The following is a 20,939-nucleotide window of genomic DNA, read 5'->3' on the forward strand; positions in this document are numbered from 1 at the left end:
TATATGTAAAAATAATGCAAATTCTGATCCAATTCTAATAAATATTAGTCATTTAATTGTTTTAGGTACATTTAAAAACATAAGTTTTTCGCTTCTATACATAACATTTGTATAATAGTAAGCCTTTTAAAAATATTGAGTTGGTGTGTGTTTATTCAAATCATTAAGAAACAGTTAGATAGCAGTACATTATGTCCACTCTGTCATGCTGCAATGTATTGGGTAGATGCTGAGCAGTTTGAAACAGATATAAATTTTCACCAGTGTAGTCATTGCGAGCATCGTGTTTTTCAGAGCAGTGCTTTTAGCTGTCATTGTGAAGCATGTACACAAAAGCGTAAAAAAATGCTTAAGGAAACTCGTCTGCAAGAGGTAAGAAAATTTCGTAAAAAAGACATTGAAGCACCTTCATTACACCAATTATCTTTTATAAAAAAATTATTTTTACTGGCACTCTTAGATGACTATGCACGTGAAGATGCACAACATAATGAATATATCGACTGGGATAAAATAAAATATAGACCTATTTCACCAAATATTCATTTTCAACAGCATCTTGTTAAACAATTAGAAAAAGAAAATATTTTTATACTTCACGATCCCAAAAATGAAGATATATCTAACTATTATATTAATGTACGTCTAGATGGCTATGCAGAGCCGAGTCTATTTAGTATTACACAACAACTTCGGTTTTGGTTTTATGAAGATTTAAGCCAAGGCGTACCCTTTCAAGACAGTGATGAAGTGAAACATGCGATTTATTTGATGCTATATCAAGAAATTATGCAATTTACTATGGCTGTCTGCCGCACTTGGAATATACAAATTGCAGGACATAAATCGTTTCAAACACTCTGCTATAGATTACTTGATCATTTAGCAGTCGAACAAATTTTTTATCTTATTCATACTGCACTCGCCTACTTACATGAACAAGGTGCTTTACAAGCACGTAATGATAATTTTATTAATACGCATAAGCTCAAAAAAACAGTTATACAATACCGAGAAAATGCTATAAAAAATAAATGGGAAACACCTAACTTCCCTCGCCCTGAACATTTACCTTTTAATAAAATGGGAGAAATTTTATATTTTAAATTTCTAAATTATGATCAACGTATATTAAGCCAACCGATTTGGCACTTATGGAGAAAAATTTCTCCAAGATTGAGTTTTTATTCAGACAAGCGTTGTATGCATTGTGGCTCTCATGACTTAGAAGTGGAATACGATGCAGGAGATTATGTCTCTTTACGCTGTAGACAATGTAAGCACCAAGATCACTACTTTACACAATAATTTTCTTTTAGGATAAAATCAAACCATGATGCAAGTAAACACTTTAATAGACCAAGTGATTTTTGCATGGCAACAATTACAGCAAAAATCCCCATTGGTGCAATGTATTACCAATAAAGTGGCAAGTAATTATTCAGCAAACGTACTTTTGGCCTGTGGTGCCTCACCTGCCATGATTGACAATCCTTATGAAGCAGAAAGTTTTACACGTATTACAAATGCTTTAAATATTAACTTAGGTACACCTTCTTCAGAGCAAATGCAAGCAATGAAGATTTCAGCCGCCACTGCTCATCAAAAAAATATTCCTTGGGTACTTGACCCCGTAGGCTATAGTCCTATCTTAAAGTGGCGTAGCGACATGGTAGATACCTTGCTCACATTCTTGCCTAGTGTGATTCGTGGCAATGCCTCAGAAATTTTAACCCTAGCAGGAGAATCTATACCATCGAAAGGTGTAGACAGCACTTTAGATAGTAAAGATGTATACCCAAAAGCCACGGCGTTATTAAAGTACAGTCCATGTATTGCAATTTCTGGAGCATCTGATTTTATTTTGTCACAAGAGACAGATCAGGTCATTGAAATAAAAGGTGGGTCTGTATTACAACCTAAAATTACTGCAACTGGATGTGCTCTTGGTGCACTTATTGCTGCGTATTGTGCAGTTGCCCCTATACATATTGCAACAATTGCAGCACATGTACATTTTGCAATTGCTGGAAAACTGGCTTATGAAAGTGCACCTACTTTAGGTCAATTTAATGTTGCTTTTATAGATGAGCTATTTACTTTAAATGCTGAGAAAATTAAACAACATATAGATATTCAAATACATTAATAAAAAACGGCGTATTTAAAATGTACGCCGTTTTTCTCGTTTTTAAAAATGAATCGTGGCTGATAGTTGTGCCGTTCTTGGATTCCCTAAGAACAAGTAGTCATCACCCATAAATCCACCCACATCTCGCCAGTATTGGGTATTCATCACATTATTTATATTCAAGCGAAAGTCTGTATCATAACCTGCTATTGGTAAACGATATGCAGCACCCACATTAAAAATACTATAGCCTGCAACTTTTACAGTGCCTGATCTATTTGCATATTTGCTTGAACTCGCTTGCATACCTGCTAATAGTCTTAACTGATCATTTAACACAGGTGGTTTATAAGAAAGATAACCACTAAATCGCCATGTTGGGCTATTTTGAATCTGATGCCCTGCATAGCTTTCATCAGATACATTATCTAGTCTTGCCCGAATATAACTTAAACTTGTGAGCATATCTAAACGTTCTGTTACAGCACCATTTAATGCCAACTCTACACCTTGGTTATGCTGCTTTCCTTCTTGCACAAAAGCAAATTCTTGCGGGTTTGAAGGTATTGAAATTGCATATTGATTATCTTGTTTTAAATCAAATACTGTAGCCGTAAGCAAAAATTGTTGTATCTGCTGTTTAAGACCGATCTCATATTGCGTAGAATTTTTTGGTGCAAGCGTAACACTTGCATTTTTTGCATACCATGGTGCTTCCCCACCATCTGATAAGCCTTTGGCATAGCTTGTATAAATCGTTGTATTTTCAAATGGTCTATACATTAAAGCAGCTTGTGGTAAAAACTTACTTAGATGTGTGTCTCTAGCCAATATTTCATCTTTATTGTAGCTTTGCTCATTTAAATGCAGCCATTTTGTACCTAATAATACAGACCACTGATTATTCAAGTTAACAAGATCTGAAATGAAAATACTTTGTTGATGGCTTTTTAACGCAGTATATCGACCATCTAGAACTGTTGATACAGGTAAAAAATCCACTGTATCTGTATAAATATTAGTTGTGCCTATATAGCTTCCTCTTTCTTGATCTAAATAAACTACTTTATTGCGCTGTCGATTTTTATTTGTTTCTGCAATCTCTGTACGCAGTTGATGTTTAAATAATCCTATTTCAAATTCACCATTTAAGTGGAGTTTAAATTGGTCTGTGATTCGCACATCATTTGGATCTGTATAATCAATAATATCGTAATTTCCACTTTGGTCGAATGTATTACCTAAACCCGTGTACTTGCATATATCTGAATAACAACCATAAGGGAATGCCGAATAATCATCAATTACAACACGACTATGCGATGCAGTTAGACTCATATTCCACTGAGGATTAAAAACATAACGATAAGTGATATCTGTATTTAAGCTTTTATTGGTTACAGGATTACTCCAACTTTGATAACCGAGTAATTTATCCCAATTTACATTTTGTGGTACTGCCTTTGCATCAAGAAGTTGATACCCCGGTACAGAGCGTTGTTTTTGTGACTGAGCTTCTAAATTCAACTCAAGTTTTGCTTTGTCAGTCACATTCCAATCTAATGCTACAGAACCAAAATATCGTTGACCATTTGCATGATCGACGTATGGTTTAATATCTTCATGAGCAAGGTTAATACGATAGCCAAACTGACGGTTTTCCCCAACAAATCCACCTAAATCTGTAGAAACAGTTTTGTCACCATATTGGTCTATATCGAAGGTTAATGTACGCACATCTTCAGGACGTTTTGTCACAAAATTTACGACACCACCGGGTGTAGACATACCACTTTGTAAAGCAGAAATTCCTTTTAAAATTTCCACACTTTGTTTATTTTCTAATGCAATGTTTTGCTCACCACGAACTACATTGCCATTAATTAAATAGCTAGAGGCTGTATCAAGTGCAAAGCCACGTACCATAAAGTTTGGATAATATCCTATCGCGGCATAACCATCCCCCACACTGGCATCATTTTTTACAACATCAGTTAGGAGCTTTGCATGTTGATCGGTGAGCACTGCACTCGTGATTGAAGAAATAGATGCAGGAATCTGGCTAATTTTCTGACCACTATAGCCAGTGATATCAGCGAATGAAGTACGGTATGCAGAAGATGGTTCACTTTTCACAGTAATTGTTGAAAGTTGTTCGACATCGCTGCTTTGTGCATTTACCTCAGTAATTGTTATTGAACTAAGTGAAACTAAAGCGCATCCCCATAAATGCCAATGCATTTGCTGCATAACCTGCTTCATAAATTGTGCCTAAACAAATTTTAATCGTTAAAGCGCTCTATCATAAAACGAAAAAGCGTCAATGAAAATCAGTAACTTAAGTTTCAACACGAGATATAACTGCTTTTCTATAAATTTCTTTGTTCATTTCTACAACTTCTACAGACAGATGAATTTCTTTGGTTACATCGGTATGTATGAGTTTTTGGTTATCTTTAATTTTTTGAAGCAGTTGTTCATTTAATTGCTGTAATTGTTCAGTTGTACGACCATTAAGAACACAGACCTGTAAATGTATAAATGCATTCTTTTCTAGACCATCCCCAATTAAAAACTCATCAAATTGAATCGCTCTAGATTTAATGTCATGTTTATATTCAAATAGTTGAGAATCGAACAATACTCCATGAAGTTCTAATAATAAGTCTTGCGTATCTATATCAAGATTACCACTGTATTGTAACGTAAGATTTGGCATATGTTTTCCTTGTTATATTTTATTCAATAAAAAGCCCAACATCTGTTGGGCTCTACATCATATTTATAGCTGTACAAAACTCTTAATTTTGACAACCAGATCGTCAATCTGATCTAGGTCTATAAATAGATCAGCATGCTCTTTTTGTGACTCATCAATAATTAAAAGAATACCTGTTGATTTTAGCAGTTCAATCTCATGGCGACTGAGACTCTCTTGAGCAAGAGACACTATGCCATCCGTGAGCAATACACGCTCTAATTGTGCTTTATACTCAAAAGCAGCTTTAGAAAGTGCAATCACAGCAGGTTTTTGTCCAAGTCTCGCAGCACGTTCGTCTACACTTACTGCGCGCTTTGTATCACTGAGTTGTGCAGTATCTTCAATCATCGCCGCACCAACAGTGACATTGGTTAAACGATCAATAAAGATAAAACTACCTGTAAAGCGACTGTCTTTATAGTCATCAAATACAATTGGACGGTCGAACTCTACCGTTACATCTGCAATACCGTTCAGTGCAAGTGTTTCATCCACATGCCCTTGTTCTAAAGTATTTACATCAATTGTATGATTAATCACACTCACTTTTGCAGGTACACTTTGAGTACCTACTTTCACATTATACAATTTCCCCGCAACGAGAGGCTGCTCAGCCATCCAAACTACGGTTGCTTTTACAGCGCGTGATTGCTGAGGTAATGCACTTGGATGAGCAATTAAATCACCACGGCTCACATCAATTTCGTCTTGAAGTGTAAGTGTAACTGCTTGACCAACCACCGCATTTTCTAAATTGCCATCATACGTGACAATTTCTTTGACACGACTGCGTTTACCCGAAGGCAATACTACAATTTCGTCATTTACAGCAACACGACCAAGTGCAATTGTACCTGCAAAACCACGGAAATCTAAATTTGGACGATTTACATACTGCACTGGAAATCTAAAATCTTGATGTTCAGTTTCACGCTCAATTTCAATCGTTTCCAAAATTTTCATCAGCGTTTGACCTTGATACCAAGGTGTATGCTCAGAAGGATTTACAACATTGTCGCCATTAAGTGCCGAAATTGGTACAAAATGAATATTGGTCGGCTTGCGATTACCTAAATGCGTAATGAACTCTTCATAATCTTGACGAATTTGATTAAACTTTTCTTCAGAAAATTCAATTAAATCCATTTTGTTAATGGCAACAACAATATTACGAATACCCAATAGTGCAGAGATAAATGTATGACGGCGTGTTTGTGTTTGTACACCATAACGCGCATCAATCAAAATAACTGCAAGATCACACGTCGAAGCACCCGTAGCCATATTACGTGTATATTGCTCATGCCCCGGCGTATCAGCAATAATGAACTTACGTTTATCTGTTGAAAAATAACGATATGCAACGTCAATCGTAATACCTTGTTCACGTTCAGCTTGCAAGCCATCTACAAGTAAGGCAAGGTCTACTTTTTCGCCTTGTGTACCCGATTTTTTACTGTCACGCTTTACTGCTTCTAATTGATCTTCATAGATCATTTTAGAATCATGCAGTAGACGACCAATCAATGTACTTTTACCATCATCAACATTACCGCATGTTAAAAAGCGGAGAAGATCTTTTTGCTCATGTTGTTTTAAGTATGCCAAAATATCCTGGCTAATGAGCTCGGATTGATGAGACATGTATTTACTCCACTAAATTAGAAATAACCTTCTTGCTTTTTCTTTTCCATTGACCCAGCTTCATCGTGGTCAATCATACGGCCTTGTCGTTCTGAGCTTGTGGTCAACAACATCTCTTGAATAATTTCAGGCAAAGTATCGGCTGTAGATTGCACTGCACCTGTTAAAGGATAGCAACCTAATGTACGAAAACGTACCGATCTCATTTCAGGCACTTCACCTGCACGCAACGGGAAACGTTCATCATCAATCATAATGAGTGTACCATCACGCTCAACCACGGGACGTTTTGCAGAGAAATAAAGCGGTACAATTGGAATTTGCTCAAGATAAATGTATTGCCAAATATCAAGCTCTGTCCAATTCGATAAAGGAAAAACACGAATACTCTCGCCTTTGTTCACTTTACCATTATAAATGTTCCATAATTCAGGGCGTTGGTTTTTAGGATCCCAACGATGCTTATTGTCACGGAATGAGTAAACACGCTCTTTCGCACGCGACTTTTCTTCATCACGGCGCGCACCACCAAATGCAGCATCAAACTGATATTTATCTAAAGCTTGCTTTAAGGCTTGCGTTTTCATAATGTCAGTATATTTAGAGCTACCATGATCGAATGGATTAATATTTTGTGCCATTCCTTCAAGGTTCTTATGTTCGATCAGTTCAAGCCCATGTTTTTGTACCATGTCATCACGGAACTTGATCATGTCCTTAAATTTCCATCCGGTATTAACATGCATTAATGGAAATGGAAGTTTGGCAGGGTAAAAGGCTTTCATTGCTAAATGTAACATCACCGCAGAGTCTTTACCGATAGAGTAAAGCATCACGGGATTTTCAAATTCCGCAGCCACTTCTCGAATAATATGAATACTTTCAGCCTCAAGCTGTTTAAGGTGAGTTAATCTTTCCTCAGTCATTAATATACCCAGCTAAACGGAAATTTTAAGGCAAACATATTAGCATGCTTCATCAGAGCACGTATGTGTATGTCTAATGACGATTTTTGAATAACTAAATCATTTTTTCTACTTTAGAAAAATTTTCAGTTTAAACGTGAAAAACAATAAGTATATGAATTGTAAAATGATCTTTTTATTCATATTTAAGTAATTATACTTGACCTACTCTTTATATTACTTTGGTGCGTTCACATGGATATACTTAAAGTTGCACAAACACGATACACAACAAAAGCATATAATTCAGAAAAAAAGATTCCTCAAGCAACACTCGACACCTTATTAGAAACACTTAGACTCACACCCTCTTCTGTAAACATTCAGCCGTGGCATTTTTTTGTAATTGAAACGGATGAGGCAAAAGCACGTGTTGCAGAAACGATGCCTGGAAACTATAGCTACAATGCAACGAAAGTATTGCAAGCATCACATAGCATTGTCTTTTGCACAAAAACGAATATTCCTGCTGAACATCTCGAAGCACTTTTAAAAGCAGATGATCATGCAGGACGCTTTAAGAATGAAGAGGCTCGTGAAACACAGGCCAATCTACGTGAAGGATATGTAATTAAAAAATCTATTCCCGACTGGCTTATTCGCCAAACGTATATTGCCCTTGGACAATTTTTAATAGCTGCGGCTGCTGAAGGTATCGACTCAACGGCAATGGAAGGTTTCGATACCAATGCATTTGATCAAGCATTTGATTTAAAAGAAAAAGGTTTACAAAGTTTAGTGGTGGTTTCATTAGGTTATAGAAGTGAAACTGATTTTAATGCCAAGTTACCTAAATCACGCTTACCACATGAGCTTGTATTTACGCATCTTTAAACTAAACCTTATGGAGATGACTTACAAATAAGTCATCTCAATTTCACATGGTACTCATTAAAACCAATACTGCACTTATTGCCAGCACCAAACTCAATAGCATTTGAGAGTTTATCTTTTCTCTAAAGAAAAATATCCCACCTAAAATACCAAATACAACCACAGCAATATTCATACTCGCAAAAACAATTGCAGGTGAATTTTTCAAAGCAATATGTGCATTAATATACAGAGCAATGTTTGCAAAGTTTAAAATGCCTAGACCTAAGCCTGCGAAAATATTCTTTTTACCCCATAAATTACAATTTTCTTTTAGACTGCAATAAATAAAGGAAAATAGAAAAGCAGTTATAAAAATAAGATTTAGACTTTGCGCAAAACCCTGCCCTAAACTACTATTATATTTCAAAAGAACATCTACAAGTGCATAACCAATCCAAACACATAACAGTGAAAGTACGCCTTTTTTATTGATGATCTGATGATGGCCTGTTTCACGACTCAGAACAAGTAAACTTACAGCAAAAATACCTAAAGTGACACCAATAAGTTTCACTGCTGAAAATTGCTCATTAAAAATAAAATATGCTGCAATAATTGATAAAACAGCCGATAAACGTTGTGCGATTTCTGTTTTAACAATACCTGCATCATTTAATGCACGCGAAAGTGCAAGAAAAATACTGGGTAAAATAATACCTAATAACCCAATGAGCCACCATGGCACTTGTGCCACCTGTATATTCAATAAGTTTGGCTTAAACCATAAAAAACAAAGTAAACTTGCACTCGCATAATTCCATACCACCATAGAAAGTGGATGATATCCAACGCTTGCTAATTTCTTTAGAAGGATTGATACAGCAACACTACAGCATGCAGCAAATAGAATAAAAATCAATGTCGTATACTCATGAACAAATAAAGCCCACCTATGTGAGCTTTATCTTAATCTGAAAAAGTAGGTAATTAGTAGCGTTCAACCATTTTTTCTAATGAAATTGGACGAATTTTACTTGCATTACCAGCTGTACCGAATGCTTCATAACGGCTGATACATACTTCTTTCATGGCCTCAATCGTTTTTGAAAAATACTTGCGAGGATCGAACTCTGCTGGATTTTCCGCAATAAATTGACGGATTGCACCGGTAGATGCAAGACGTAGATCCGTATCAATATTAATTTTACGCACACCATGTTTAATCGCATCAACAAGTTGATCGACTGGCACACCATACGTTTCGCCAATTGCACCACCGTGTGCATTAATGACCTTTAACCACTCTTGAGGAACAGAACTAGAACCATGCATCACCAAATGCGTATTTGGTAAAGCAGCATGAATTTCTTTAATGCGTTCAATCGCTAAAATATCGCCTGTAGGTGGACGGGTAAATTTATATGCGCCATGTGAAGTACCAACAGCAATTGCGAGTGCATCGACATGGGTATCTGCAACGAATCTTTTAGCTTCATCGACAGATGTTAAAAGTTGGCCATGATCTGCGGCTTGTTTTTCTAAACTTCCAAGACAGCCAATTTCCCCTTCTACTGAAACACCACATGCATGTGCCATTTCAACCACTTGACGTGTTACCTGCACATTGTAGTCGTAACTCGTTGGCGTTTTCCCATCTGTATTTAAAGAACCGTCCATCATGACTGAGCTAAAACCCAACTGAATTGAGCGTTGGCACACCGCGGGGCTTACACCATGATCTTGATGCATTACGATTGGAATATGTGGCCACTCTTCAATTGCTGCCGAAATTAAATGACGTAGAAATGCTGACCCTGCATATTTTCTTGCACCTGCAGACACTTGAACAATAACAGGTGAATTTGTTGCATCTGCAGCAAGCATGATTGCACGCATTTGCTCTAAATTATTTACATTAAATGCTGGTACACCATAGCTATGCTCTGCTGCATGATCTAATAACTGACGTAATGATACTAAAGCCATAACTCTCTCCCCAATTTGCGTGCGGTATTCTACATGGGCATTGCCAACAAAACTGTATTTAAAATCATCAAGCCATAAAAAAACCCTGCTATTGCAGGGTTTTCTTAAAAAAATGCTTATTTAGTGTGATTTTGCAGGAGTATCTGTATTTTTTGAATCTAATACAGGTTTATCTATCGCATCTATTTTTGCTTGCTGTTCTGGACTTGTTTCCGAAGATGTCGTTGAAGCAGAAGATGCAGGCGCACTGTTTTGTGCTTCTGTATGACTTTCATTTTTACCACATGCAGTCAATGTACCTAATGCGACAAATCCTAGTGCGATTATAAGTAACTGTTTCAAAAAAATACTCCTTTTATTTAATCATTAAGCACGATCAATGAGTGCAGCAACAGCTGGTAATGTTTTACCCTCTACAAATTCTAGAAAAGCACCACCACCTGTAGAAATATAGCTAATGTGAGAAGCAACATTGTATTTATCAATCGCAGCTAAAGTATCACCACCACCTGCAATTGAGAAAGCATCACTTTGAGCAACTGCCAATGACAATGCTTTTGTGCCTTCTCCAAACTGATCAACTTCAAACACACCAACAGGACCATTCCACAGAATCGTTTTTGCTTCTTGCAAGAACTGAGCAAATGTTGCGGCTGTTTCAGGCCCTACGTCTAAGATCATATCAGTATCTTGTACATCAGCAACTTTTTTGACAACAGCATGGCTATTACTTACAAAACTCATAAAGTCATCGCCAATATTTGATGCATCTGCAACCACAACATCGGTTGGTAAAGGAACATCAACCTTTGCAGCAATTTGTTTTGCCGTATCGACTAAATCTGCTTCATATAACGATTTTCCAACATTAAATCCAGCAGCAGCCAAGAATGTGTTGGCAATACCACCACCCACAATTAATTGATCACACACTGTCGACAACGAGTTAAGTACATCTAACTTTGTTGAAACTTTTGAACCTGCCACAATTGCAACCATTGGTTTTGCAGGTGTTTTTAAGGCACGACCTAACGCGTCTAATTCTGTTGCAAGTAATGGGCCCGCAACAGCAAGCGGTGCTTTACGTGCAACTCCTTCAGTCGATGCTTCAGCACGGTGAGCCGTTCCAAAAGCATCCATCACAAATACATCACACAATGCTGCGTATTTTTCTGCAAGCTCAGGTGCATTTTTCTTCTCGCCATGATTAAAACGCACATTTTCAAGAAGTACGACCTGTCCTGCTTTTACGTCTACGCCGTTTAAATAATCAGTTTCAAGTTCAACCGTCTGACCCAATGCATCAGATAAATACTTTGCAACAGGTGCTAGAGATTGCTCAGATTTTGGCTCACCCTCTACAGGACGACCTAAATGTGAACAGACGATAACTGCGGCGCCTTTATCTAATGCAAGTTTAATTGTTGGCAATGCTGCTCTTAGACGAGCATCGCTTGTAATTTCCCCATTTTTTACAGGTACATTTAAATCTTCACGAATAAGGACACGCTTTCCTTGTAAATCAAGATCAGTCATACGTTGAAACGTCATTTTATTGCTCCCTTGTGTTATTCACTATTTTCAATAACAATATCTTAGACGAAGATATTTAAAAGCGTTAGCTTCTTTAGTATAAGAGATGTAGAAAAACCGCTTTCGTTTACTTACCACACTCACTTATTAAATCAGAATATTTATGTCTATTCATCCAGATCCTAAAATTAATCGCCTTAATATATTTGGTGAACCACTCGCGAGTTGCTGTTTTGACCCAATTACGGGCTACTTTCGTAATGGTTTCTGCCATACATCTACAACAGATCTTGGACAGCACACCGTTTGTGCACAAATGAGTTCAGATTTTCTTAACTTTTCTCAAAAACTGGGTAATGATTTAATTACACCATTACCAGAACTAGACTTTCCTGGATTAAAGCCTGGTGACTTTTGGTGCATTTGTGTTGAACGTTGGGTTGAAGCTTATGAGCTTGGTCAAGCACCTAAACTCAAATTACACTCATGCCATCAATCTATTTTAAACTATGTGCCGTTACATGTACTCATGGAATACTCAGTTGCATGAACCGTTTAATTATTCTTGCTTCGAGCAGTCAAACTCGAAAAATACTGATGGATCGCTTACATATTCCTTATGAAAGTATAGCACCTGACATTGATGAAACACCGTACGGTGAGATTCATGCAGATACATTAGCAATGCGTCTTGCCTCGGAAAAAGCACTGGTGATTGCAAAACAATACCCTGAAGCAATTATTATTGGCTCTGATCAAGTCGCATGGTATACCAATGAACCTCACACATTCATCGGCAAGCCTAAAGATAAAGATGATGCAATCAAGCAACTAGAACAACATTCTGAAAAAACACTTTGCTTTAGTACAGGTCTAAGTGTGCAATGCTTAGCTACAAAACAAAATTGTACAGTTGTCGCACATTATGAAGTCAAATTTAGAGAACTTTCTCGTGTAGAAATAGAACGTTATATTGAAAAAGATCAACCCTTTCATTGTGCTGGTAGCTTCAAATGCGAGAGTCTAGGCATTTCTTTATTTGAAAGTATGACAGGGCGTGACCAAACGGCTCTCATGGGCTTACCACTTATTCAACTTACTCAAATATTACGCGAATTTAATCTTCAAATTCCTTAAATGACAAGGCTATACATGTCCCAACCACTTAGCGTTTTAGGCAATATTACTGCAGAACAATTTTTAAATGAGTACTGGCAAAAAAAACCATTACTTGTACGACAAGCCGTTCCTGAGGTCATCGATCTACTCGAACCTGATGATATTAAATCTCTCGCGTTAGAAGAGAATGTTACTGCTCGTCTCATTCAACAAACTGGTTCGCTTCACGATCAGTGGAAAGTTCAATCATCTCCTCTTTCTAAAAAGGCCTTTAAGAACTTACCACCATATTGGACATTGCTTGTTCAAGCAATAGATCATTACTCTATGGATCTTTCTGAATTATGGAAAAAGTTTCATTTTATTCCTCAGTGGCGTAGAGATGACATTATGGTGTCCTATGCTCCTAAAGGTGGATCCGTAGGCAAACACTTTGACTTTTACGATGTATTCTTGGTTCAAGGTTTTGGAGCACGTCGCTGGCAGTTAGGCCAATACTGCGATGAAAATACGAAATTTATTGAAGGGCAACCACTTAAACTTCTTTCAGAGATGGATATTACTTTTGATGAAGTTCTTGAACCAGGAGATCTTTTGTATGTACCTCCTGGTTTGTCTCATTATGGGGTTGCTGAAAATGAATGCCTCACCTATTCATTTGGTTTCAGAATGCCAAACTTAGCGGGTATTATTGATAGAGTGAGTGATCATTTTGCCGATGAACAACTTTTTAAAAATCCTGTAAAAGATAATGAGCGCTCACCTAACCATGCAATCGGTGAAATAACCGCTAAAGAACTCCAAACTTTAAAACATCAACTGATTGAAACATTAATGCACTCTGATCATTTCGATCATGCAATTTTATCACTCATGTCCGAACCAAAATATCCAGACAATATTCCTGAGCCAGATGAACTTGAATTAGAAGATCTTCTAGACCTCATTGGTTCAACCTATACCATTCAGCTTGAACCTGCATCAAGACTTCTATATACACAAGAAGATGAGAAATTGATGTTTTGGGCCAATGGAGAGCGTCTAAATATTCAATCAGAGACAGCAGTGATTTTAAAAGACATCGCTGATGGCCAAGTACTCAACTTTGATGCTCGATTTAATCATCATAGTTTATTAAATGATCTTCTCCCACTGATCAATGATTCCATTCTCATGCTTACCTCACCTGAGGAAAATGAAGCATAAAAATCAGGCTTACTGACGTAGTGTCGGTAAGCCACAATAAAATATTAATAATAATAACTGTTGGATTTTGCATGTAAAAATGCAGGAATTAAACCTGTTAATGCCGCACGAATATCTTCACGTTCATTAATGAGTTGATGTGAACCTTCTTCTAAAATTAGCAAGGTTTGTAGTCTAAATTTCTTCCTTACAAATTCGATATTGTAACGCCAATCGACAGTCTGATCTAATGCGCCTTGTGCCATCCAGACAGGAATTCTACATGATGGTCTCTCTTCCATAACAGCCATCCATTTGGACATTGCTAGAATCCAGTTCATTCCCATCATTTTAGGTTGTAGTGGATCTTTCAAACGTACAAAACGAAGAAACTCAGGGTTATGATTATTTCTTCGGAAATGACGAGGCACCTGTTTTTTAATTCGTCTAATAATGCCTAAACCAACTGGATTATGCCACCATGCAGATTTTGCAGGACGCAATAAAGGTGACAACAATAAAATCCGTTCAACAATAGGATTCTTCCTTTGCTCTGCATAGGCTAAAATATGATGCATTAAAATTGCACCACCCGTACTTTGACCCACACCTAACCACGGTTTTTGCAGCTGTGGTGCATTTTTAGTATAGCGATAAATTGCATGCAGAACATCTTGATAATGGTCAAAATTTTCGATATTTGCAGGTGAGCCACTACTCAAACCATGTCCTGGTAAATCAAAAGTTAAAACACTAAATCCTTGTGATAATATTTCTTCAATAATAGGTTGATAAATACCACTATGTTCTAAATAACCATGCAATAAAAAGACCGTACCACAAATATCATTTTGTTGAGGTTGAAAGACTTGTGTATGCAACTTAAATTGTTCTGTTTGTATATAACCTTGCCAGTAATCACAATCTAACACATCTAAGCCATAAAGTTTCTGATAAGACAGCAACTCATCTTTAGGCATATAAGGCTTATATAAATTGAGCGGTTGCAACTGATCCGATGTCGTTTCACGACTTGGTACAGGTAAATCTAACTGTTTGAGTGTGGTTGGTGTTAAAAAAGGTGTTTCAGGCATTAAGGAACCTCACGACAATCATTGGTCCCAAACACTACATCGCGAATGGTTGCCAATAATTCGTAATTTGCACGTCGACTATGATCATAATTGGTAAGCGCAGGCTTCCAACGTGTCAATTGCGTTGGCATAGGTGCATCTACAGGAACAGTGGCTATACCATTTTGGGCAAACAGACGGCGTGTTCTTGGCATATGATACTCGTCTGTTACCAATATAATTTTTGGCGCACCACCTTTTTTCTGAAGTAACAGCGAGCTAAATCTTGAATTCTCACATGTATTCATGCTTCTATTTTCAAGAAGCTTCGCATCTACACCATGATCTTTTAACCAAATCTGCATATATGGTGCTTCTACACCACTTAACACAATAGGTAGGCTGTTTTGTTGCTCAATCTCTAGAGTTTTCTCTAAGCGCAATCGTGTATAGCTATTAACAATAATACGTTTCGTTGTGCGATCAAACGTTAACCCTCCTCCTAAGACAACAATTGCAGAGGGCTTAGATGCATCTGCTTTTTGCTCATCTCTGACCGTATTTGCTTGTCTTAAATCTTGAGAAACTTGCTGACTGACTGGATCTTTATCATTCACTTTAACAGGATACGTCGTCAAAAACTGTGTGTATTTCTGCATAAGAAGCTGTGTATCTGCATCATTTAAACGTGCCACTTCTTGAAGTGCTTCTGGCTCAGAAGCTACTTCATCAATATGCTGATCGCTTATCTTCGGATCAGAAGATGCTGTGTCATCAGCCTCCTCTTCATCCTCTTTATTTTGTAGCTGTTTTTCTAAAATTTTATATCGTGCTTCAATTAAATTTAAACCAACTGCATCTTCTCTTTGCGCGGCTTCTTGTAAGACTTTTAAATATGCCTGACGTGCAATCCATAAATTTGAACCGGGCTCTAAATCATCATGCTCACTCAATGCAGCAATTTGCTGACTCTGTGCAGCGACCATATTTACTTCAATTGGAACAAAATGATTCAGTAAGAATAAAATGCTTTTTGAATAAAATGGCGTATAAATAAAAACAATGAGCGCGGTCAAGAGTACTAAAAGTACTGCGATCATTTTTACAAACCTTACCATAAAAGGTTGTTTTTCTGCCATATTCTTCGTCCATCTACAAACAGATTAACCCGTCTTCCCCAAATACTACAGGCTCAGGCTCAAGTAATATATTAAATTTATGTTGTACATCATGCTGTACAGCAGAGCAAGTTGCTCTAACATCTCTTAATGTTGCTTCTGCATAATTTACAAGGACAAGTGCTTGTCTATCAAACATTCCCACAGCACCTAAACGTTTTCCTTTCCATCCCACCTGATCAATTAACCAACCTGCCGCTATTTTTACTTGATCATTGGGTTGTAAATAATAAGGCATTTGAGGATATTGTTGGCTCAATTGCGTGTATTGTTCGTAACTTATGATCGGGTTTTTAAAAAAGCTACCCACATTTGGGTAGATTTTAGGATCAGGTAGCTTAGAGCGACGAATCGCAATAACTTGTTGCTGTAAGTTAAAAGGTGTCTTTTCCTCACCAACAGCTTTTAATAAATCGCCATAGGCAAGTTTTAAGTCGATATGTTTATTTAAACGAAACGTTACCGAAGTAATAATATAGCGTTGAACATGTTTTTTAAAAATACTATCCCGATAAGAAAACTGACAATCCTCTTGAGATAAGGTGCTAAAAGTCTGACAAAGACGATCATATACTGAAACAGAGGAAATAAATTCTCCAACTTCAACACCATAAGCACCTATGTTTTGCACAGGTGATGCACCTACCTTGCCAGGAATTAAAGCTAAGTTTTGTAACCCATACCACTGTTTTTGCGTAGTATATAATACAAAATCGTGCCAAATTTCTCCTGCACCAACTTGTATAACACTATAATCCGCTGTTTCATCAATACACGAAATACCTTTCATATTTATATGAAGTACACAGGCATTCAAATAATCTGAGAGCAATACATTACTTCCGCCAGAGAGTACCAGCACTGGCAACTTTTTTGTTTCAGCAAATGCCAAAGCCTCAATTAAGTCGTCTTCTGTACTTACATCTATAAAATAGGCAGCTATTGCACTTAAGTTTAATGTATTTAATGACTTAAGTTGAAATTGCTCTTTAATATTTAACACTTACACACTCTACCCAATATGATGCTTCTGAAAATAGTTAACCCAAGCATGGCTAGCCGATTCACACTGATCTAAGACATGTTCAAACCCCCTACCTTCACCATAGTAGGGATCAGCAATAGCAACATTTTGTTGTGATTGGTCATGAGCTGTCATCATCGCAATTTTGGCTTTTAAAGCATTAATTCCAAACTCAGCCTCAGCAACTTTTTTTAATCGATTAATTTGTTCTAAGTTTTGAGCATCCATCGCCAAAATTAAATCAAACTTTATAAAATCACGCGTAATCAGCTGTCTACCACGTAATGATGACAGTTCGTAACCTCTCTTTTGTGCATAGCGCTGACTACGCTCATCTGGTGCTTCCCCAATATGATAATTACTTGTACCTGCTGAATCGACCATAATATTGAGTTTACTTGCCTCAACAATATGACGAAGTACTACCTCAGCAGTTGGCGAACGACAAATATTTCCTAAACAAACACATAAAATACGGTATGGCCCATTATCAGACATAATTACCTCAAATTTTTTAAGTTTTTAGCTGAATATTATGAATTTCTGCATCAAACGTATCAATTAAAGCTTTCACACTCGGCTCTTCTTTAATTAATGTCACTGCACGTTCGTATGCTCGTTCTTTACGCGCTATTTGCAACATATATGGGGTTACTTCAGAAACTTCTTCATAGCTTATAGAGAGTACTGTGTTACTCCATTGTTGCTTTAAAGCTTCTTCTAAATTATGTTGTTGCTGATTTAAAAGCTTTTCATATTTTTGAGGAATATAAAATTGACAAGTCGCATTAATTTCGCCAGACATAATGCCATATTGTGCTAACTCTTGTACCGCAGGAGATAAATCACTATTTCTAAACCAATATTCCCATTTTTCTACAGTCCATGCTCCAGATAACTCCTGCTCAGGTAGTGATAAAATCTCTTGAGGCATCAGCTGCGTTGATGTTTCCTCAACTCTCTTTTCTTTATTAACAGGCTGAGTATTCCTCTCAACCTCATCATTACGATCTACTTCAAATGATGTGAATTGTGTACTTTCCCCATCTAGTGAAAATGGGAAGACTTCTTCATCATCCTTATCATAGTCTACACTTGATTCAATGTATTGTGAGTGAGAAGGTACAGACACCTCAATAAGATGATCTTCAGCCGCCGCATCAAATGCAACAATGGAGGCATCATCTACCTCTTTGGAGGGAATAGATGCCAGTGTTTCTTCTGTGCTACTTTCAAGTGCGACTTCTGGCTCAAAATGTTCATCATCATTAACCACTGGTATTGGCTCAGCAATCACTGGTCTTTCATGAGAAGATAGCGGTCTAAACGCGAGCATACGGAGCACACACATTTCAAAGCCTTGCTCTTGTGTAACAGCCCATGTAATTTCAGCACGACCTTTCGTTGCAATCTGATAATAGAGCTGCAAATCTTGTGCAGAAATTAATTGTGAGAGTCGCTTAATTTTCTGATTAATCTCATGACTATACTTTAAACCTAAATCTGGCAAATACTGAATGATTGCCAACTCATGTAAAGTAGAAACCAACTGATCTAAAACTAAGGCAACATCCAGTGCTTGCTTTCTAAATTGTAATAACAACAGTGAAACTTGTTTCTGATGATTTTGATGAATGGCTTCAATTAAATCGTAAATGATAGATCGATCAATTAAACCAAGCATGTCTTTTACATCGTCATGGATAATCTTACCTTGACCATATGCAATTGCCTGATCGGTCAACGAAAGAGAATCCCTTAATGAACCTTGTGCAGCCTCCGCAATTTGCCATAATGCTTCAGATTCATATTCGACGTCTTCTTTATTTAATATCTCTGTTAGATGCCCACTAATTTCTGTGATATCTAAAGGACGTAATGTAAACTGGAGACAACGGGATACTACTGTAATCGGTAATTTCTGTGGATCTGTTGTCGCAAATAGAAATTTGACATGTTCAGGTGGTTCTTCTAATGTTTTTAATAACGCATTGAATGAATGCGTAGACAACATATGTACTTCATCGATTAAGTAAACTTTAAAACGCCCTTGTGTGGGTGCATAAGGAACATTGTCCAATAATTCTCTTGTATCTTCTACACGCGTTCGAGAGGCCGCATCTATTTCTATAAGGTCGATGAAACGTCCTTCATTCACCGCACGACATGTAGGGCAAACTTCACAAGGGGTAGATGTAACACCTGTTTCACAGTTCAAACATTTTGCTAAGATTCTTGCAATAGTCGTTTTTCCAACGCCTCGTGTACCTGTAAACAGATAAGCATGGTGCAAGCGGCCACGCTCTAAAGCACTGGTTAAAGCTCTAGAGACATGGTTTTGCCCGACCAACTCATTAAAGTTACGTGGACGATATTTTCTTGCTAGAACCTGATACATGTATGCTCCCCTTTTACCCCATAAGCATACTGTTTTTTTATAAAATAGTGAATGCGATGCTTATTTGATTAAACTAAATTCAATCATTTAGTGCATTTTTTGTATTTCACTCACAGCTATATAGATTACGAAACTTTTAATTCACCAATTAAATGCGTTTTTTGATCTGATATCGATTGCAAAGCAAAGTGTACGCCATTAGAGATTTGAGCATTTTTCAATTCAACAAAAGAAGATAAATATAAAGGCTTTTTAAACTGGACAAACACTTCATAGGCTTCAGGCAAATCTAAGTTTGCAAGTACTTTAGCTTTTGACCACATCCCATGTGCAATTGTACTTGAAAATCCAAAGGCCTTTGCTCCCCAACGATGTAAATGAATTGGGTTAAAATCTCCGGAACTAAATGCATATTTAATTCCTGTATTATGTTTAACGTACCACTCTTTTACAGGTCTCAATTCACACTCATCTAAAGTAATCGATTTATTTAACTGTGGTAGTTTTTCTATAGCTATAAATTTTCTAGATAAATATCGACTACTACACGTCACAACTTCTTTACCTTCACATTCAACAACTGTAGAAAACTCTAAGACAGTCCCTCTAGCATGACCGTATACCTCGCTTAAAGTGCAAGAAAGCTTATACTGTCGATTAGCAAATAAAGTACAGTATTGTTTAATCTCATTTTCGATGTGAATCAAACCTAAAATAGGGATAGGAAGTGCTTCATTTATCATCATATGAAGTTGTAAATTCTGTGATAACACCGAAAAATAAATCGCTGGAATAATACTGTTATTTTCAAACCCACATATTTTTTTATAAGCCACTAAATTCTTAGCATCAATATAAAAATGGTCGACAACATATTTCACTTTTTGTATTTTTGAATGCTGCTCTTTTCTTTTTAACGATGCTTTTAAAACATCTGGGTAGCTTAAATACGCTTTAGGCAATTTATTAAAGTGGCAAGTTTTCATCGCAATGCACATTATTATATTTTCATAACGATTATAGTAGAAATTTAATTAAATAGATAACAACGCATACAATAATTAAATAAATGATAATAAAATCTCGATTGAGCGTATAAAAAGAGGAGAGCGAACATGCTCTCCTC

20 protein-coding genes are annotated in these 20,939 nt (G+C 36.9%); 6 read left to right on the forward strand and 14 right to left on the reverse strand.

The window, feature by feature from the left end:
• Positions 1 to 147: 147 nt before the first annotated feature.
• Entirely contained in the window at positions 148 to 1,308 is a 1,161-nt protein-coding gene (locus OZX61_RS06660) for a hypothetical protein (protein ID WP_277094283.1), read from the forward strand.
• A 25-nt stretch (positions 1,309 to 1,333) separates the two neighbouring features.
• Complete coding sequence (gene thiM / locus OZX61_RS06665) at positions 1,334 to 2,149, forward strand: hydroxyethylthiazole kinase (RefSeq protein WP_277094285.1); 816 nt, start codon at positions 1,334 to 1,336, stop codon at positions 2,147 to 2,149.
• A 42-nt stretch (positions 2,150 to 2,191) separates the two neighbouring features.
• On the opposite strand, the gene OZX61_RS06670 is transcribed toward thiM, so the two are convergent.
• From OZX61_RS06670 to cysD, 4 genes are all read right to left on the reverse strand, one after another.
• Positions 2,192 to 4,393, reverse strand: a complete 2,202-nt coding sequence (locus OZX61_RS06670) for a TonB-dependent siderophore receptor (protein WP_277094287.1) — start codon at positions 4,391 to 4,393, stop codon at positions 2,192 to 2,194.
• A gap of 76 nt (positions 4,394 to 4,469) precedes the next feature.
• Positions 4,470 to 4,850, reverse strand: coding sequence for a 5-carboxymethyl-2-hydroxymuconate isomerase (locus tag OZX61_RS06675; RefSeq protein ID WP_277094288.1), 381 nt, complete (start codon positions 4,848 to 4,850; stop codon positions 4,470 to 4,472).
• Positions 4,851 to 4,913: 63 nt separating this feature from the next.
• A complete protein-coding gene (gene cysN / locus OZX61_RS06680) occupies positions 4,914 to 6,536 on the reverse strand; it encodes a sulfate adenylyltransferase subunit CysN (protein ID WP_195770802.1) in 1,623 nt (540 codons plus the stop codon).
• 17 nt (positions 6,537 to 6,553) lie between these two features.
• Positions 6,554 to 7,462, reverse strand: coding sequence for a sulfate adenylyltransferase subunit CysD (gene cysD, locus OZX61_RS06685; RefSeq protein ID WP_237412801.1), 909 nt, complete (start codon positions 7,460 to 7,462; stop codon positions 6,554 to 6,556).
• A 234-nt stretch (positions 7,463 to 7,696) separates the two neighbouring features.
• On the opposite strand from cysD, the gene nfsB reads away from it, so the two are divergent.
• On the forward strand, positions 7,697 to 8,335 hold the full coding sequence (gene nfsB, locus OZX61_RS06690) for an oxygen-insensitive NAD(P)H nitroreductase (RefSeq protein WP_277094290.1): 639 nt from the start codon (positions 7,697 to 7,699) through the stop codon (positions 8,333 to 8,335).
• 43 nt (positions 8,336 to 8,378) lie between these two features.
• Here the strand turns inward: nfsB and OZX61_RS06695 are convergent, their stop codons facing one another.
• From OZX61_RS06695 to OZX61_RS06710, 4 genes are all read right to left on the reverse strand, one after another.
• Positions 8,379 to 9,236 (reverse strand): DMT family transporter, encoded by an 858-nt coding sequence (locus tag OZX61_RS06695; protein ID WP_277094291.1) that lies wholly within the window; start codon positions 9,234 to 9,236, stop codon positions 8,379 to 8,381.
• 68 nt (positions 9,237 to 9,304) lie between these two features.
• The gene (fba, locus tag OZX61_RS06700) at positions 9,305 to 10,303 is read right to left on the reverse strand and encodes a class II fructose-bisphosphate aldolase (RefSeq protein WP_277094293.1); all 999 of its coding nucleotides are present in this window, start codon (positions 10,301 to 10,303) and stop codon (positions 9,305 to 9,307) included.
• 120 nt (positions 10,304 to 10,423) lie between these two features.
• Entirely contained in the window at positions 10,424 to 10,645 is a 222-nt protein-coding gene (locus OZX61_RS06705; RefSeq protein WP_195770807.1) for a hypothetical protein, read from the reverse strand.
• A gap of 24 nt (positions 10,646 to 10,669) precedes the next feature.
• On the reverse strand, positions 10,670 to 11,854 hold the full coding sequence (locus OZX61_RS06710; protein WP_277094295.1) for a phosphoglycerate kinase: 1,185 nt from the start codon (positions 11,852 to 11,854) through the stop codon (positions 10,670 to 10,672).
• A gap of 145 nt (positions 11,855 to 11,999) precedes the next feature.
• On the opposite strand from OZX61_RS06710, the gene OZX61_RS06715 reads away from it, so the two are divergent.
• From OZX61_RS06715 to OZX61_RS06725, 3 genes are read left to right on the forward strand one after another with little or no spacing between them, the layout of a single operon-like run.
• Positions 12,000 to 12,386 (forward strand): DUF2237 domain-containing protein, encoded by a 387-nt coding sequence (locus OZX61_RS06715; protein ID WP_277094296.1) that lies wholly within the window; start codon positions 12,000 to 12,002, stop codon positions 12,384 to 12,386.
• A complete protein-coding gene (locus OZX61_RS06720; protein WP_277094297.1) occupies positions 12,383 to 12,973 on the forward strand; it encodes a Maf family protein in 591 nt (196 codons plus the stop codon). The genes OZX61_RS06715 and OZX61_RS06720 overlap by 4 nt, the downstream gene beginning before the upstream one ends.
• 15 nt (positions 12,974 to 12,988) lie before the next feature.
• A complete protein-coding gene (locus OZX61_RS06725; RefSeq protein ID WP_277094299.1) occupies positions 12,989 to 14,161 on the forward strand; it encodes a cupin domain-containing protein in 1,173 nt (390 codons plus the stop codon).
• Between the two features lie 44 nt (positions 14,162 to 14,205).
• Here OZX61_RS06725 and OZX61_RS06730 read toward each other — a convergent pair whose 3' ends face one another.
• The 6 genes from OZX61_RS06730 to OZX61_RS06755 form a co-directional block, all read right to left on the reverse strand.
• On the reverse strand, positions 14,206 to 15,234 hold the full coding sequence (locus tag OZX61_RS06730; protein WP_195770812.1) for an alpha/beta hydrolase: 1,029 nt from the start codon (positions 15,232 to 15,234) through the stop codon (positions 14,206 to 14,208).
• Entirely contained in the window at positions 15,234 to 16,352 is a 1,119-nt protein-coding gene (locus OZX61_RS06735) for a YdcF family protein (RefSeq protein ID WP_277094300.1), read from the reverse strand. Before OZX61_RS06735 ends, OZX61_RS06730 begins: the two co-directional genes overlap by 1 nt.
• A 13-nt stretch (positions 16,353 to 16,365) precedes the next feature.
• A complete protein-coding gene (murB, locus tag OZX61_RS06740; RefSeq protein WP_277094301.1) occupies positions 16,366 to 17,394 on the reverse strand; it encodes a UDP-N-acetylmuramate dehydrogenase in 1,029 nt (342 codons plus the stop codon).
• A gap of 9 nt (positions 17,395 to 17,403) precedes the next feature.
• Positions 17,404 to 17,913 (reverse strand): low molecular weight protein-tyrosine-phosphatase, encoded by a 510-nt coding sequence (locus OZX61_RS06745; protein ID WP_195770815.1) that lies wholly within the window; start codon positions 17,911 to 17,913, stop codon positions 17,404 to 17,406.
• Between the two features lie 16 nt (positions 17,914 to 17,929).
• Positions 17,930 to 19,813, reverse strand: coding sequence for a DNA polymerase III subunit gamma/tau (dnaX, locus tag OZX61_RS06750; RefSeq protein ID WP_277094302.1), 1,884 nt, complete (start codon positions 19,811 to 19,813; stop codon positions 17,930 to 17,932).
• Positions 19,814 to 19,938: 125 nt separating this feature from the next.
• A complete protein-coding gene (locus OZX61_RS06755) occupies positions 19,939 to 20,799 on the reverse strand; it encodes a MaoC/PaaZ C-terminal domain-containing protein (protein WP_277094303.1) in 861 nt (286 codons plus the stop codon).
• Positions 20,800 to 20,939 lie beyond the last annotated feature (140 nt).

The sequence above is a fragment of the Acinetobacter sp. ESL0695 genome, assembly GCF_029392135.1.
Lineage (GTDB): Bacteria > Pseudomonadota > Gammaproteobacteria > Pseudomonadales > Moraxellaceae > Acinetobacter > Acinetobacter pollinis.

Coding starts and splice junctions, on each gene's coding strand:
- thiM (WP_277094285.1), top strand. CDS start 1,334: ATGATGCAAGTAAACACTTTAATAGACCAAGTGATTTTTGCATGGCAA.
- OZX61_RS06670 (WP_277094287.1), bottom strand. CDS start 4,393: ATGAAGCAGGTTATGCAGCAAATGCATTGGCATTTATGGGGATGCGCT.
- OZX61_RS06675 (WP_277094288.1), bottom strand. CDS start 4,850: ATGCCAAATCTTACGTTACAATACAGTGGTAATCTTGATATAGATACG.
- cysN (WP_195770802.1), bottom strand. CDS start 6,536: ATGTCTCATCAATCCGAGCTCATTAGCCAGGATATTTTGGCATACTTA.
- cysD (WP_237412801.1), bottom strand. CDS start 7,462: ATGACTGAGGAAAGATTAACTCACCTTAAACAGCTTGAGGCTGAAAGT.
- nfsB (WP_277094290.1), top strand. CDS start 7,697: ATGGATATACTTAAAGTTGCACAAACACGATACACAACAAAAGCATAT.
- fba (WP_277094293.1), bottom strand. CDS start 10,303: ATGGCTTTAGTATCATTACGTCAGTTATTAGATCATGCAGCAGAGCAT.
- OZX61_RS06710 (WP_277094295.1), bottom strand. CDS start 11,854: ATGACGTTTCAACGTATGACTGATCTTGATTTACAAGGAAAGCGTGTC.
- OZX61_RS06715 (WP_277094296.1), top strand. CDS start 12,000: ATGTCTATTCATCCAGATCCTAAAATTAATCGCCTTAATATATTTGGT.
- OZX61_RS06720 (WP_277094297.1), top strand. CDS start 12,383: ATGAACCGTTTAATTATTCTTGCTTCGAGCAGTCAAACTCGAAAAATA.
- OZX61_RS06725 (WP_277094299.1), top strand. CDS start 12,989: ATGTCCCAACCACTTAGCGTTTTAGGCAATATTACTGCAGAACAATTT.
- OZX61_RS06730 (WP_195770812.1), bottom strand. CDS start 15,234: ATGCCTGAAACACCTTTTTTAACACCAACCACACTCAAACAGTTAGAT.
- OZX61_RS06735 (WP_277094300.1), bottom strand. CDS start 16,352: ATGGCAGAAAAACAACCTTTTATGGTAAGGTTTGTAAAAATGATCGCA.
- OZX61_RS06745 (WP_195770815.1), bottom strand. CDS start 17,913: ATGTCTGATAATGGGCCATACCGTATTTTATGTGTTTGTTTAGGAAAT.
- dnaX (WP_277094302.1), bottom strand. CDS start 19,813: ATGTATCAGGTTCTAGCAAGAAAATATCGTCCACGTAACTTTAATGAG.
- OZX61_RS06755 (WP_277094303.1), bottom strand. CDS start 20,799: ATGAAAACTTGCCACTTTAATAAATTGCCTAAAGCGTATTTAAGCTAC.